The sequence below is a fragment of the Luteibacter sp. CQ10 genome (assembly GCF_040900725.1).
Classification (GTDB): domain Bacteria; phylum Pseudomonadota; class Gammaproteobacteria; order Xanthomonadales; family Rhodanobacteraceae; genus Luteibacter.
Map to the genome: position 1 here is coordinate 1,125,114 of NZ_JAEUYM010000001.1, position 12,734 is coordinate 1,137,847.

At 57.7% G+C, this 12,734-nt stretch carries 9 protein-coding genes and 1 tRNA gene; 9 read left to right on the top strand and 1 reads right to left on the bottom strand.

From position 1 onward, the window contains the following. Nucleotides 1-162: 162 nt before the first annotated feature. From JNG39_RS05050 to JNG39_RS05090, 9 genes are all read left to right on the top strand, one after another. Nucleotides 163-735 carry a hypothetical protein gene (locus tag JNG39_RS05050; RefSeq protein WP_368310065.1) on the top strand — a complete coding sequence of 191 codons (573 nt, stop codon included), beginning with the start codon at nucleotides 163-165 and terminating at the stop codon, nucleotides 733-735. Nucleotides 736-1,152: 417 nt separating this feature from the next. Next, complete coding sequence (locus tag JNG39_RS05055; RefSeq protein WP_368310066.1) at nucleotides 1,153-2,688, top strand: cation:proton antiporter; 1,536 nt, start codon at nucleotides 1,153-1,155, stop codon at nucleotides 2,686-2,688. Nucleotides 2,689-3,248: 560 nt separating this feature from the next. Next, on the top strand, nucleotides 3,249-4,529 hold the full coding sequence (gene serS, locus JNG39_RS05060) for a serine--tRNA ligase (RefSeq protein WP_368310067.1): 1,281 nt from the start codon (nucleotides 3,249-3,251) through the stop codon (nucleotides 4,527-4,529). A 97-nt stretch (nucleotides 4,530-4,626) separates the two neighbouring features. Next, nucleotides 4,627-4,716, top strand: a tRNA-Ser gene (locus JNG39_RS05065). A gap of 381 nt (nucleotides 4,717-5,097) precedes the next feature. Next, the gene (locus tag JNG39_RS05070) at nucleotides 5,098-6,012 is read left to right on the top strand and encodes a DUF1837 domain-containing protein (protein ID WP_368310068.1); all 915 of its coding nucleotides are present in this window, start codon (nucleotides 5,098-5,100) and stop codon (nucleotides 6,010-6,012) included. Between the two features lie 3 nt (nucleotides 6,013-6,015). After that, nucleotides 6,016-8,100, top strand: coding sequence for a DEAD/DEAH box helicase (locus JNG39_RS05075; protein ID WP_368310069.1), 2,085 nt, complete (start codon nucleotides 6,016-6,018; stop codon nucleotides 8,098-8,100). Between the two features lie 75 nt (nucleotides 8,101-8,175). Next, entirely contained in the window at nucleotides 8,176-8,961 is a 786-nt protein-coding gene (locus tag JNG39_RS05080) for a hypothetical protein (RefSeq protein ID WP_368310070.1), read from the top strand. Between the two features lie 728 nt (nucleotides 8,962-9,689). Next, a complete protein-coding gene (locus JNG39_RS05085) occupies nucleotides 9,690-10,013 on the top strand; it encodes a hypothetical protein (RefSeq protein WP_368310071.1) in 324 nt (107 codons plus the stop codon). A gap of 514 nt (nucleotides 10,014-10,527) precedes the next feature. Then, nucleotides 10,528-10,797: a hypothetical protein gene (locus JNG39_RS05090; RefSeq protein WP_144914093.1), complete on the top strand. Its 270-nt coding sequence runs from the start codon at nucleotides 10,528-10,530 to the stop codon at nucleotides 10,795-10,797. Nucleotides 10,798-10,935: 138 nt separating this feature from the next. Here the strand turns inward: JNG39_RS05090 and JNG39_RS05095 are convergent, their stop codons facing one another. Next, on the bottom strand, nucleotides 10,936-12,723 hold the full coding sequence (locus JNG39_RS05095) for an XVIPCD domain-containing protein (RefSeq protein ID WP_368310072.1): 1,788 nt from the start codon (nucleotides 12,721-12,723) through the stop codon (nucleotides 10,936-10,938). Nucleotides 12,724-12,734 lie beyond the last annotated feature (11 nt).

Sequence of the window (12,734 nt, forward strand, 5' to 3'; positions counted from 1 at the left end):
CGTTCGCTATCAAGGTCTCCATGACCTGCCCTACCAAAGGGGTGGGAGCCGATCGTATCGGCGAACCCTGACGAAGCACGCGCTTCCACCCTGCCGAAAGGCGGATACTCCACGCCCCGCCGCCGCCGTACGCTCTCCCCGAGCCCCCACCGGGAGACGCCCATGCGCATCGCCATCGCCACCCTCATCGGTGGTCTCGTCATGTTCCTCTGGGGCGCCTTCGCCCACATGGTGCTCCCCCTGGGCGAACTCTCCATGCGAGCCCCCAAGAACGAAGACCAGGTGATCGCCGCCTTGCGCGACGGCCTGCCCGCCGAACACGGCATCTACGTGCTCCCGCACTTCGACACCGCGATGCACGCCGACAAGCCCGCCCTCGACGCCTTCTCCGCGAAAACCCGATCCAACCCCTACGCCTACATCGTCTACGCCCCCGAAGGCCGCGACGCCCTGGCGATGGGCCCGCAACTGCTCGGCCAATGGATCTCCGACACCCTCGCAGCTTTGTTGCTGGCCCTGGTGATGATCCGCGCCGGCGTCGGCATGACGAAAGGCGTGATGCTGGGCCTGATGTTCGGCGTGTTCTCCTGGCTATCGCTCAGCGTGCCGTTCTGGAACTGGTACCGCTTCCCCACGGCCTTCACGTTCGGCTACCTGGTGGAGCAGGGCTTCGGTTGGATATTGGCCGGCGCGGCGATGGGGTGGTGGCTGTCGCGCAAACCTAAGATCGCCTGAGCAGGCACGAGCAGGGTCGCCGTAACGCCATTCTTCCCTCACGTCGTTCCCGCGTACGCGGGAACCCAGCGCCTCGCGCCCGAGCAAGCGACACGCTCCCATCGCCACACAGAAACTGACGCGTCAGCCGACGTAGAGCCGCTGCCACCACAGCAACGACGAACCGCCCACTCCCCCTCACGTCGTTCCCGCGTACGCGGGAACCCAGCGCCTCACGTCCGAGCGAGCGACACGCGCCCATCGCCAAAGCACCCGCATCACCTCATCGGCGGAAACCGGCCGCACGGCGCTAGGCTCCTGCCTACGCAGGAGCGACGTGAGGGTATGAGCACGCTGACGAAACACGGAACGTTCTTGAGCCCCCACTCGCCCACGCGTTAGCCTGCAAGGCGGGGACACCAAACCAAGGCCACCACCATGACCTTATTCGAAAGCCTGCTGCTCCTGCTGCTGGCAGCCGTCGTGCTGCTGCAGGTAGCGCGACGCCTCTCGCTCCCATACCCCTCCATGCTCGCCCTTGCAGGCGCGGGCATGGCCTTGCTTCCCGGCACGCCCGATTTTCCCATCGACCCGCGCACGGCCCTGCCGCTGTTCATCGCCCCCGCGCTGATGGACGCCGCTTTCGATTTCCCGGTGAGCACCGTCAAGCGCTTCTGGATTCCGCTCGTGGCCTACGCCGTGGGTGGCGTGATCGTGACGGCGCTGCTCGTGGGCTGGATCGGCTGGGCCTACGCGGCCCTGCCGTTCGCCGCCGCCCTGGTGCTGGGTGCCATCGTCGCGCCGCCGGATGCCGCGGCCGCCACGGCCATCCTCTCTAGCATGTCGATCCCGCGCGCCACCGATGCCATCCTGCGCGGAGAAAGCCTGTTCAACGACGCCGCCGCGCTGCTGCTCTTCGGCGCCGCGCTCACGGCGCAGACCGCCGGCGGACTCACCCTGGGCCAGCTCGGCGGCTTCGCACTCGCCGCTCCCGGCGGCGTGCTCTTCGGCATGGTGGTGGGCATGGTGTTCCCGCCGATGACCCGCGCCATCTGCGGCGCGCTCGACTCCAATCTGATGCAGTTCATCATGACGTTCCTCGTGTGGATCGTCGCCGAGCACCTGCATCTCTCGCCCGTGCTCGCCGTGGTGGCACTGGCGATGACCATCGCCACGCGCAACAGCGCGCCGTCGTCGCCGCGGCTACGCGTGCAGTCGTACGCGGTGTGGAGCATCGTCGTATTCGTGCTCAACGTGCTGGCCTTCCTGATGATGGGCCTGCAGGCGCGCCGCATCCTGACCGGCATGAGCGGCGACCACCTGCGCGAGGCCCTGGCCTTCGCGGGCATCGTATCGGCCATCGTCATCGTCACGCGCATCGTGATGATGATCGGCTTCAATCGCTACGTAGCCTGGTATCGCCGCCTGCGCGGCCTGGAACCGCCCGCGCCATGGCGGCAGGCCCTCTTGGCCGGCTGGTGCGGCATGCGCGGACTGGTGACCCTCGCCACCGCCTTTATCCTTCCGGAAGACTTTCCCCAACGCGACGTGGTGGTACTCACCGCCTTCGCCGTGGTGATCGCCACGCTGGTGGTGCAAGGCCTCACCCTCACGCCGATGATCCGCCTGCTCGGCCTCGACCAGCGCGCCATCACCGAACGCGAACTCGTCGCCGTGCGCCGCGGCCTCGTGCAAGCCGCCATCGATCGCCTCGCCAACGAAACCGGCGACGAGCGTAGCCGCCTCGACGCCACCTACCGCATGGAACTCGACGCCCTCGGCGAATCCACGACCGCCCTCGAACGCCACCGCACCCTGGCCCTCGCGGCCCTGGCCGCCCAGCGCGAAGCCCTGGAACGCAGCCGCCAGCAATTCCAGCTCACCGACGACGACTACAACTTCCTCCTCGAACAACTCGACTGGCGCGAACTGGCCGTCCTCCCACCCGAAACCACCCGAATCGGCGCGGACTAACGACCCGTCGCACCTGCGCACGCAGGTGCCCAGAGCCCCAGTCCGCCAGAAAACCGACCACACCCCAACCCCCGTCGCACCGGCGCAGGCCCCACGACGACACGCTCCCACCCGAAGCCACTCGCATAGGCGCGGACTAACACCCCGTCGCACCTGCGCACGCAGGTGCCCAGAGCCCCAGTCCCCCAGAAAACCGACCACGCCCCAAACTCCGTCGCACCGGCGCAGGCCCCACGGCGACACGCCCCCACCCGAAGCCACTCGCTTAGGCGCGGACTAACGCCCCCGTCGCACCTGCGCACGCAGGTGCCCAGAGCCCCAGTCCCCCAGAAAACCGACCACGCCCCAACCTCCGTCGCACCGGCGCAGGCCGGTGCCCACGGCGACATGCTCCACCAGGGCCTCCACCGCCAAGAGCCGAACTCCGCGCCTGTGCCGACCCAGTCGGCTATTCCCGGGTTACCCGTTAACAACCAGGTGGTTACTCGGTGTGACCTCGGTGGGACATGTTCCCCCGATTTGCGATAATCCCCGGTCAAACCCAACGGAAGCCCCACACCATGCTGGACCCAGCCCTCCTGCGCGGCCGCCTCGCCGAAACGGCCGAGCGCCTCCGCGTCGCCCGGAACTTCGAACTCGACGTCGCCACGATCGAGCGCCTCGAATCCGAGCGCAAGGCGCTCTCCACCGAGACGCAGGAGCTGCAGAACCTCCGTAACACGCGCTCCAAGGCCATCGGCCAGGCCAAGGCCAAGGGCGAAGACGTGGCGCCGCTCATGGCGGAGGTGGCCGGCATCGGCGACAAGCTCAAGGCCAACGAACACGCCCTGGCCGAGGTGCAGGCCAAGCTGGCCGACATCGCCCTGCACATCCCGAACATCCCGGATGCCGAGGTCAGCATCGGCAAAGACGAGACCGAAAACCTCGAGATCCTCCGCTGGGGCCACGCCCGTCCGTTCGACTTCCCCGTGAAAGACCACGTGGACCTCGGCGCCCGCCACGGCTGGCTCGACGCCGATGCCGGCGCCAAGCTCAGCGGCGCCCGCTTCACCGTGCTGCGCGGCCAGCTCGCGCACCTGCATCGCGCGCTCGCGCAGTTCATGCTCGACCTGCACACGACGAAGCACGGCTACCTCGAACACAACGTGCCGCTCATCGTGAACCCCGACGCCATGCGGGGCACGAGCCAGCTGCCGAAGTTCGAGGAAGACCTCTTCCGCACCAAGGTGGGCGACGCCGATCGCTACCTGATTCCCACCTCCGAGGTGTCGCTCACCAACCTCGTGAGCGACACCATCGTCGAAGCCGACGACATGCCGATGCGCCTCGTGGCGCACAGCATGTGCTTCCGCGCCGAGGCCGGCAGCTACGGCCGCGACACCCGCGGCATGATCCGCCAGCACCAGTTCGAGAAGGTGGAAATGGTGCAGATCGCCACCCCGGACACCAGCATGCAGCAGCTGGAGGAAATGGTCGGCCACGCCGAAGCCGTGCTCCAGGCGCTGAACCTGCCTTACCGCAAGGTGATGCTCTGCACCGGCGACATGGGCTTCGCCGCCGCCAAGACCTACGACCTCGAGGTATGGCTGCCCAGCCAGAACACCTACCGCGAGATCAGCAGCTGCTCCAACTGCACCGACTTCCAAGCCCGCCGCATGCAGGCCCGCTGGCGCAACCCAGCCACCGGCAAGCCGGAGCTCCTGCACACCCTCAACGGCTCCGGCCTGGCCGTGGGCCGCACCCTGGTGGCCGTGATGGAGAACTTCCAGCAGGCCGACGGCAGCATCGAGGTGCCCGAGGTGCTCCGGCCGTACATGGCGGGGCTCGAAGCCATCGCCTGAGCTGTTCAGCTACAATCGGCGCGCCGGGGTAGGGGTTAGCCCGGCGCGTCGTTAGCGAGAGACTGTCGAGCTGCAATGGCCCGGCATATGCAAAAACGGAGAGATGGCCGAGTGGTTTAAGGCAGCAGTCTTGAAAACTGCCGTAGGTGCAAGCCTACCGTGGGTTCGAATCCCACTCTCTCCGCCAGAAAAAAAGCCGACACGTCAACGAGTTGGTTTTTTTATGCCTGTTGTTTTTTTTTTGCATGCGCCGACGCGCAGTTTCTAGCTACTCTCCGATGCACCAGGAGAGTAAGGGGACTCTGATGACGATAGCCAAGATGCAGGTTCATCCGCAGCTTATATCTTCGCGTTGCTTTCGCTTTTGTGGGCGCGCGGCCTCGTATCCAGGGAAACGATATCGTCTTCCACGGCCTCCTGCGATTAATAACTTAAAGAGTTATTTCGCTACTTCAACTTAACTAGCACAGGATCTAGATAAGTTGGAAAACGTAGAGTTAGTCATCGGCTCTGAGCTGGTAAACGCTACGGGGAATATGGAACGCTAAAAAGGGGCATGGGGAGTAAGATGGATTTTAAGTTAGCAGTAGAAACAGGATTCGCGACATTTGGCCCTGTCGAATTACATGACGCATGCTTGAGGAAAAGCCTGCTTACGGTTGCTAACGACTTTGAAGATGGGGCTTGGCGTCATAGACGGTTTCATCAATTTGTTTGGGATCACATCGCTGAGACAGCTTTGTCAGCTAGTGAAAGGGCTGCGCTGGGTGATCGGCACGATTCGGTGCTGAGCGAAGCTGTGAAAAATCTTCGCCTGACAGCCTCTAAAAATGACATTGGGCGGGGCGGCGAGATCGCAGAAATTGTGCTGTATGGTCTCACGAGGCGGCACTACGGGGCTCTCGCAGTAGTTCCAAAAATTTTTTATAAGCAAAATAAGAACGACAACGCTAAAGGGGCCGACAGCGTTCACATCGTAGTAGACGGAGACAATTTTTCATTGTGGCTCGGTGAAGCAAAATTCTACTCAAGCATAGAGGACGCTCGTCTGCCTTCTATCATCGCGTCAATTGAGGAGCTTCTTCGAACTGATAAATTAAGAAAGGAAAACGCCATAGTTTTAAACGTCAAGGATATTGACGCGATCGATATAAGCCAGGGTTTACGAAATCGTATACGAATGGCGCTAGCGGATGGAGTGTCTTTAGACGAGCTGAAGCCGAGACTTCACGTTCCAATTCTTCTCCTTCATCAGTGTGAAATTACGGGCAAGGCATCAGTGTGGAGTGATGCCTATCAAACTGAAATACGTAACTACCACGCCGATCGCGCAATTTCTTATTTTTCTAAGCAGTTGAATTTATTGGGAGATAAGATTTCTCTTTACGGAGAAATCTGGTTTCATTTAATTCTCTTCCCGGTTCCAGAGAAAGAGTCGATCGTCGATCATTTCTACAAAAAGGCTTCTTCGTACGAGGATTGAGTTATGGAAGACATATTTGAAGAATGCCGTTCCATCAATCAATATTTAGAGCGCGGTGAAGAACTCGACGCGCGAAATAACCTTATAAGGCTTCTCGATTTTCATGAAAAGAGTGGATTGGCTTACAGTGAATTGGTTAATGCTTTAATTAGGAAGGTGGGATTGTTTCCTTACATGACAATGAAGAATTGTCATTGGTCAGACGAGATCGCTTATCAGTCTTTTGCAGTAGATGCCGGCGACGGGAAAGTTATCTTGCATCGTGAGCAGGCGAGTATTCTCAGTAGACTCCTGACTGGAGACAGCTTGGCTCTGAGTGCACCCACCAGTTTTGGAAAAAGCTTCATTATTGATTCGTACGTAAAAATTAAAAGCCCAAATAACGTACTAATAATCGTACCGACTTTGGCCCTTGCGGATGAAACCCGTCGAAGGTTGCAGCGTAAATTTGGTCGCGAATACAACGTGATTACGTCGACTGAACCTGATCAACTCGGGGAGCGTAATATATTCGTCTTTCCTCAGGAGAGAGCCATCAGTTACGCCGACTCTATTCCAGAACTGGATTTGCTAGTTGTGGATGAGTTTTATAAAGCAAGCATAAAGCATGATTTTGATCGTTCGGCTACTCTAATTAGAGCAATACTCACTTTTAGTGCGCGCGCAAAGCAACGATATTTTCTGGCGCCAAATGTTTCCAGTCTTGCTGAAAATCCATTCACGATTGGAATGGACTTCATGGCGCTTGACTACAATACCGTAGTACTTGATCAGATCGATCTTTATAAACAAGTTGGAAATGACCCCGTAGCAAAGTCCAACGCCTTGCTTGGAGTTTTGGATAAGCATTCCGGGAAGTCGTTGGTTTACGCGGGAACATATAGTGGAATAAAAGAGGTGGCTGCCATTGTTCTTGAAGGACTAAATCCGGGTGAAGGGCATTTGCTTACAGATGCCAGGGAATGGATTGAGTCCTCTTATGGGCCCAATTGGATTCTCCCGCATCTCATGGCTAGAGGTATTGGCATTCATAATGGTCAAATACATCGTTCGCTTAGTCAATTGCAGATCCGATTATTTGAAGAGCGTTTCGGGATACATATATTAATATCTACTTCTTCGATAATTGAGGGGGTTAATACATCTGCTGAGAATGTCATTCTGTGGAAAAATAAGAACGGAAAATCCAAGCTTACCGATTTTGAGTATCGCAATATTATGGGTCGAAGTGGGCGAATGTTTCGTCATTTCGTTGGGCGTATATTCGTCTTAGAGGAGCCGCCTGAAATAAAAGAGAGTCAACTCTCGCTAGAGTTGCCAGAATCCCTTCTTGTCTTTCAAGACGTGCAAGATAATGTTGGTGAATTGACGAGAGACCAAAGAGCCTCCATATCCCGCTTCGACGAATACATGCGCTCCATTTACGGTGGTGAATTACCAGATTTTTCGGCGCTTCATTTGCAGACTAGTGACTCCGAAGTAATAAAAAAAATAGCTGGTGAGTTACGGTATCGCTCTAACGAATGGACTAGATTGGGTTACTTGAACTCAGAAAGAGTCGATGACTGGGACTCGAGTTTATACAAAGTTCTGGCACTTGCTGGAGGAGCGTGGGATGCTCCATATAAAAAATTTGTGGCGTTCGTAAAGATTGCATCTAAGAACTGGATTTGTTCTATCCCAGACTTGCTTAACGAGCTTCAAGATTTCGATATAGATATTGATTTGTTTTTTAAGTTAGAAAGGAACTTAACTTTCAAGCTTGCCACTCTTTTGGGTGATATCAATACACTGGGTAAGACCATTCCCGGGGAGCGGCGATACGATATTTCCGCATTTGTGTTTAAGGCTTCGAATGCTTTTCTCCCTCCTCTTGTGTTTCAGCTCGAAGAATATGGCTTACCGAGGATGCTTTCGCGAAAGTTGCACGATATCGGCTTTATGGATTTTGAAGATCAAGAAATGTCATTGCCCCGTGCTATTAATTTATTTCGCGAGCGTGCCAGTGAATTAAGGTCGCTTGAGTACAAAGGCGCTAAGCGCTTCGAGCGCTATATCATAGACTATTTTTTAGAAGGACTTGGTTGATTTATTGTTAGATGAATATTTATAAGATCTGTCGTTATTAATTGATTTCTTCTGTAATTTGGCCATGGAGGACTCATGCCTGAATTTAGGGTTAAGTTTTTATATCAGCATGCGGACGCTGATGGAGGTCTTCTTCATTTATATGATGCAGCTAAATCATTGGAGGGAATTGCGCGCGCGCTTACAATCACGACGCATGCGTTACTTAATGGAGAAGTTCGAACCAGGGCAGATTCGGCTCACGGTGCGGAACTCTACGTTAAGGCTCCTCAGAGAGGAAGCTTCATATATGAAGCTGTGATCTACGTTGGTGGCGTCGTGACCTCCGGCGTCTTTTACGATTTCTTAAAATATACGTTCAAAGAGGCGATAGGCATCATTGAGGATGAACCACAGAATCGTGCGTTGCAAAGGCGTATTGAGCCAACTATGGGAGAGCTCCCGGCGGTTTTGGAGAATGCCTTGATAGATGTGCACCGACCACTAGTTCGATCGCCCCAGATGACGCTAAAAGTAACTAAGCCACGCGGTGAGGTTTTAGTTGCTTTCGATGAAAATACTGCAAAAGCGCTTCAACCCCAACATATAAATCTTTCGGATCCAATCATCGGACACGTAACTCGGTATAACACTATAAGTAGGTGGGGGAGGATATTCGATTATTCCGAACATCGAGTTATTTCTTTTTTTCTTGCGCCTAATCTTACCGAGCGAGAGCGTTCGCTTGTGACTTGGTCCTTGCATCAAGCTAATACTAATGCTAACGGACGTTTGTATATGAAAGGGACGGCGGTTGTTAGCCCTATGCAACATAAGACGAAGCGCTATCAAATAACGCAAGTCAGCGACCAGCCTTTTTAAGCAATGCTGGTTGATTTCGGTTTGATTGCGATTTAACCGGGTGGCTTGGAAGTCCGGCAGGAGTCAACTTCGTGGCGTTCTTATGCTGATGGAGTTGAGAGCACAGCTGTGCTTGCTTCTTTATGAGAATGCTGGGCGATGTATGTCTCCTTAGCTTGATCGAAAATCTGCGGCGTCACGTCACGTCACGTCATGCATGGCGAAGACCATGCTTTCTCCCCGGGATGCATGCTCCAAATGTGGATTTCCGAACAAATTTGGGTGCTACACCGACAGCTTTGTACCGCCTGTTCAGATGGTAACCCAGGAAGTAAGCTCGACCATTGATGCCGCTAACGGTTCAAATGCCGATGAACTTTAATCGCATGCAACAGGGCTTGAACTGATGAGCGACGGCGAAGTGGGTCTTTTTTCCGGAGTCGCGCCTGGAGTTGGCTGTACGCTGTGGAACCTCACTCTTGGACAGCGAGCGTTGGAGGAGGGCCGGCGCACCATTCATGAGCATAGCGAAATGACGGACATGGCTTCATCGCCGTGGCTGCGATTCTGATACGTATTTCAGCCCTCGTGCTTTGTTCATCCGCAAGTCGGTAAAGGCGTCCGCTAGGCTAAGATGCGGCTACTGGCGATACGCAAATCCTTTATTTGCCGTCACGCACTCGGCGGTTTGCTAGTCATTCTCGAAGGATTTATGGGTGTCGCTGTCGGCCGGGCGTAGGTTCGGGCGCATGAAAGCCGACATGTATAGCGAAGCCTTGTTGCTCGGACTGAGAGCTCTGCTGTCTTCGATTCTGGAAGGCAGAACTATGGATATAGCGGTCCTTCGCCGTGTCGAAGAACTGCGATGTCGCATTGTGCATAGCGACGAAGCCGTCTTTTTCCCCATACGAGCCGCAGTTTTCGATCTGGACGACATTCCAAATGAAGCTCGAGCTTCGTTATTCTCAGAGAAGTTTCTCAATGAGCAGCGGCAAAAAGCGCGGAGTACTTGCGTGACGCTGCGCTCGACATCCGAGCAGCAGCCAAAGCACGCCGGTCTTCCAGCTGGATGAATCACGCTGCAGCCACCCCACCTACAGACAACTGAATGTTGATTTGGTAGGGTCATCACGTCGTCTGCGCTACTGGTCACGTGGTGCCGCAGACGACCATCGCTCGAAGCGGTGAGCGCGGGGCAGAGGTGCGCTAACACCGACTGCCCCGCTGACCACAATCAACACACGAGTTGACCATGGCTAAGCCGAATACTAAGGCATCCACGCGCCCGCCGCTTCCCCGCGGCAGCACCCTCGACGATTACCGGGCCGTCTGGCTACCTTCCAGACGCGGTTGACGAACCGCGGCGCCCGCCGTGTTTACTGCGACTTTTCTCAGCCGTACGACCCGGCGCGTAAGCGCTCGGCCTGAATCCGGCTGACGCCGCACCCCACTTCCCAACCTAAACGCCCGGCGCCCGGACACGGGCAGGCCGTCGAGCCTCATCGTCTTCGAGCGATGGCTCCACCCGCGGCACGCCCTTCAAGGCGTGTCGCACCTAAGGCCGTGGGCAAACACAAGGAGTACCTAATGGACGAACGCAAAGAACCCTGGATGCTCGGCAATGGAAGCTACGGCCTCGTGCCCGAAGCCACCACCGACGAACTGCTCAACGACGCGACCGAATGGCTGCAATACGCCAAAGGTCTGACCGAGCTGGTGAGCGAGATGATCGGTGACTCGGAGATCCTCGATCGCCGTCGACTGATGCTCTCCATGGGCGCCATCAGCGTACTGACCGACATGGGCACGCAATGCGCCATGCAGGCCCATGCGCGTATGCAGTGGGACAAGGTATAGAAGGTGCCGTTTATCTTTCCGACATACCGTGTGCCATCACGGATTCTCGGGCGTAGCGGTCACTCTGTGCGCCGAAAGTCATCCTGGCACTTGAACCGGACGCCCCCGCTTTGGCGGCGTCCGGTGATGTGAGCAGAGTCACATGCCGTGACCACCATGCGTCATGACCGGTCCTTGTGCCTGCTGCGCATTGACTTGCTGGGTTTGGGACTGCTGCTGCTGTGCTTGGGTCTGTTCGAACTGCTGAATGGCCTGCGGCCACCTGGCTCCGCTCTGATCCATAGGAGTCATGGCATCGCTCGTGGGGACGCTGGTTGTCAAGTCAAATAAATGGTCCGTTCGTCCCTGCGGCACCTGTGCACCCCAAAGCCGCTGCCCGTCCGTGGACAGCGCCATCTGGTCGATGCGTTGTAGCCCATCCGCCCTGGCTTGCACGGCAGCGGCCGAGGCCAATTGGTCGGTGTGCCCATCAGTGGCTCGACCCAAGCTTTTGTCGATCGCCACGATGTGTCCACGCGCCTGCTGAAACATGTCGTGGTCGGGATGTGCCGGGTCGTCCAGCCGCTGAGGGGCCACGGGCACGTGTTGGTATGTGTGCGGCCCGTCGGCGGTGTGGTCGAACGCGTGCGGGGTGGCTGGTTGGGTGCTGCTGTCGAGATACGGAAGGGCATTCCTGGAGGGCGACAGGTTCAATCCGGCTCGCTCCATCATCGATTCACTCAAGCCTGCATGTGCCATGTTGATCTGCACCTGCGGCTTAACCCCGTGCGGATGCGCGGCGGCTTGCTCCTCGATGCTGATGACCTGAAGCGCCCAGCCGGCACTGCGGTTGGCGTAATCGCTGACCCCGCCGTGCCCCAGCGCCATGGCCTGCCGGGTGTCGCCCGGTAGCGGGTGCACAGGGCGGTCAAAATAGTTGTAGCCCATCGCGGCGACGTTGGATGGCGTTGCGGTCATGCTGAGGTCGGGATTGAGCGTGACATGGGCTCGCGGCTGCAAGCTACCGTTGGCGCTGACAATGAAGTCGTTCACGCGTCCGGGGGCAATCTTTTGCAGCTCATTCAAGCTGACGCTGCCGTTGTCATGATGCACGCGGCTTCGGAGCGCATTCCACCCGGCGATTTCCGCCCTGGCCTCATCGTCGCGGTTGGTCTGGATGTGCTGTTCGACCAGTGCGGTGTAATCGTGGATCGGGCCCGGTGTTGCTGCCAAGGCGCGCACGCCTTGCACGAAGGCGGCGTCCCTCTGGGCTGCCGCCTGGGCGTTGAATCCGTGCTGCACTTCGTGTCCCACCACGAAGGTGAGATCATGAACGTTGTAGCGCTGAGTCGAGCCCGGCGTGGTGGTGGCCAAGGACTCACTGACCAAGTTCATCGTGTGCGTCGGAGCGCTGAAGCTCCCGCCCACGCCTTCCCCCGGTGCCGTGAAGGCGAAGTGCTCCAGGATGCGATGTTGGGGATGCTGAGGATCTGGTGTAGTCGCCGCCCGCTTAAGTTCGCTGGCAAGCGCAGGCGAACCGTTCATCGTGTCTTGCAGATTCGCGAGCATATCCGGCGTCACCGTATGGGTGGCTCCGCTGCCGTCCACGAACGATTTGCCCGAGAATTCGACAACCATGGCCTGCACCCGTAGCGTCGCGTGCAAATCCGACGATGCCGGAGCGCCCGGTGCCGGAAACGAGGAAGCAGGCAGCGTCACGATGCCTGTGCCTGGCGCATAGTCGCCCACGGGGCGGTCCGGAGCGCCTGGGGCCGACAGGCCAAACCCATGGAGCGTGCCCGCACTGGCGGCTGCGCCGAGGGAAGCCGTCAGGGCGGGGTCGGACGCCAGGGCCGCGCGCAACTGGGCCACCTCATGCGCCGAGACGCCGGCCTGTTGGGCGAACTGGGCAATGGCCGCATCGAGGGCGGGGTGAGGTGTAGCCATGGTTCCCTCCG

Excerpts from the sequence above, each read along its gene's own strand:
- JNG39_RS05050 (WP_368310065.1), top strand. The coding sequence starts at position 163 with ATGCGCATCGCCATCGCCACCCTCATCGGTGGTCTCGTCATGTTCCTC.
- JNG39_RS05055 (WP_368310066.1), top strand. The coding sequence starts at position 1,153 with ATGACCTTATTCGAAAGCCTGCTGCTCCTGCTGCTGGCAGCCGTCGTG.
- serS (WP_368310067.1), top strand. The coding sequence starts at position 3,249 with ATGCTGGACCCAGCCCTCCTGCGCGGCCGCCTCGCCGAAACGGCCGAG.
- JNG39_RS05070 (WP_368310068.1), top strand. The coding sequence starts at position 5,098 with ATGGATTTTAAGTTAGCAGTAGAAACAGGATTCGCGACATTTGGCCCT.
- JNG39_RS05075 (WP_368310069.1), top strand. The coding sequence starts at position 6,016 with ATGGAAGACATATTTGAAGAATGCCGTTCCATCAATCAATATTTAGAG.
- JNG39_RS05080 (WP_368310070.1), top strand. The coding sequence starts at position 8,176 with ATGCCTGAATTTAGGGTTAAGTTTTTATATCAGCATGCGGACGCTGAT.
- JNG39_RS05085 (WP_368310071.1), top strand. The coding sequence starts at position 9,690 with ATGAAAGCCGACATGTATAGCGAAGCCTTGTTGCTCGGACTGAGAGCT.
- JNG39_RS05090 (WP_144914093.1), top strand. The coding sequence starts at position 10,528 with ATGGACGAACGCAAAGAACCCTGGATGCTCGGCAATGGAAGCTACGGC.
- JNG39_RS05095 (WP_368310072.1), bottom strand. The coding sequence starts at position 12,723 with ATGGCTACACCTCACCCCGCCCTCGATGCGGCCATTGCCCAGTTCGCC.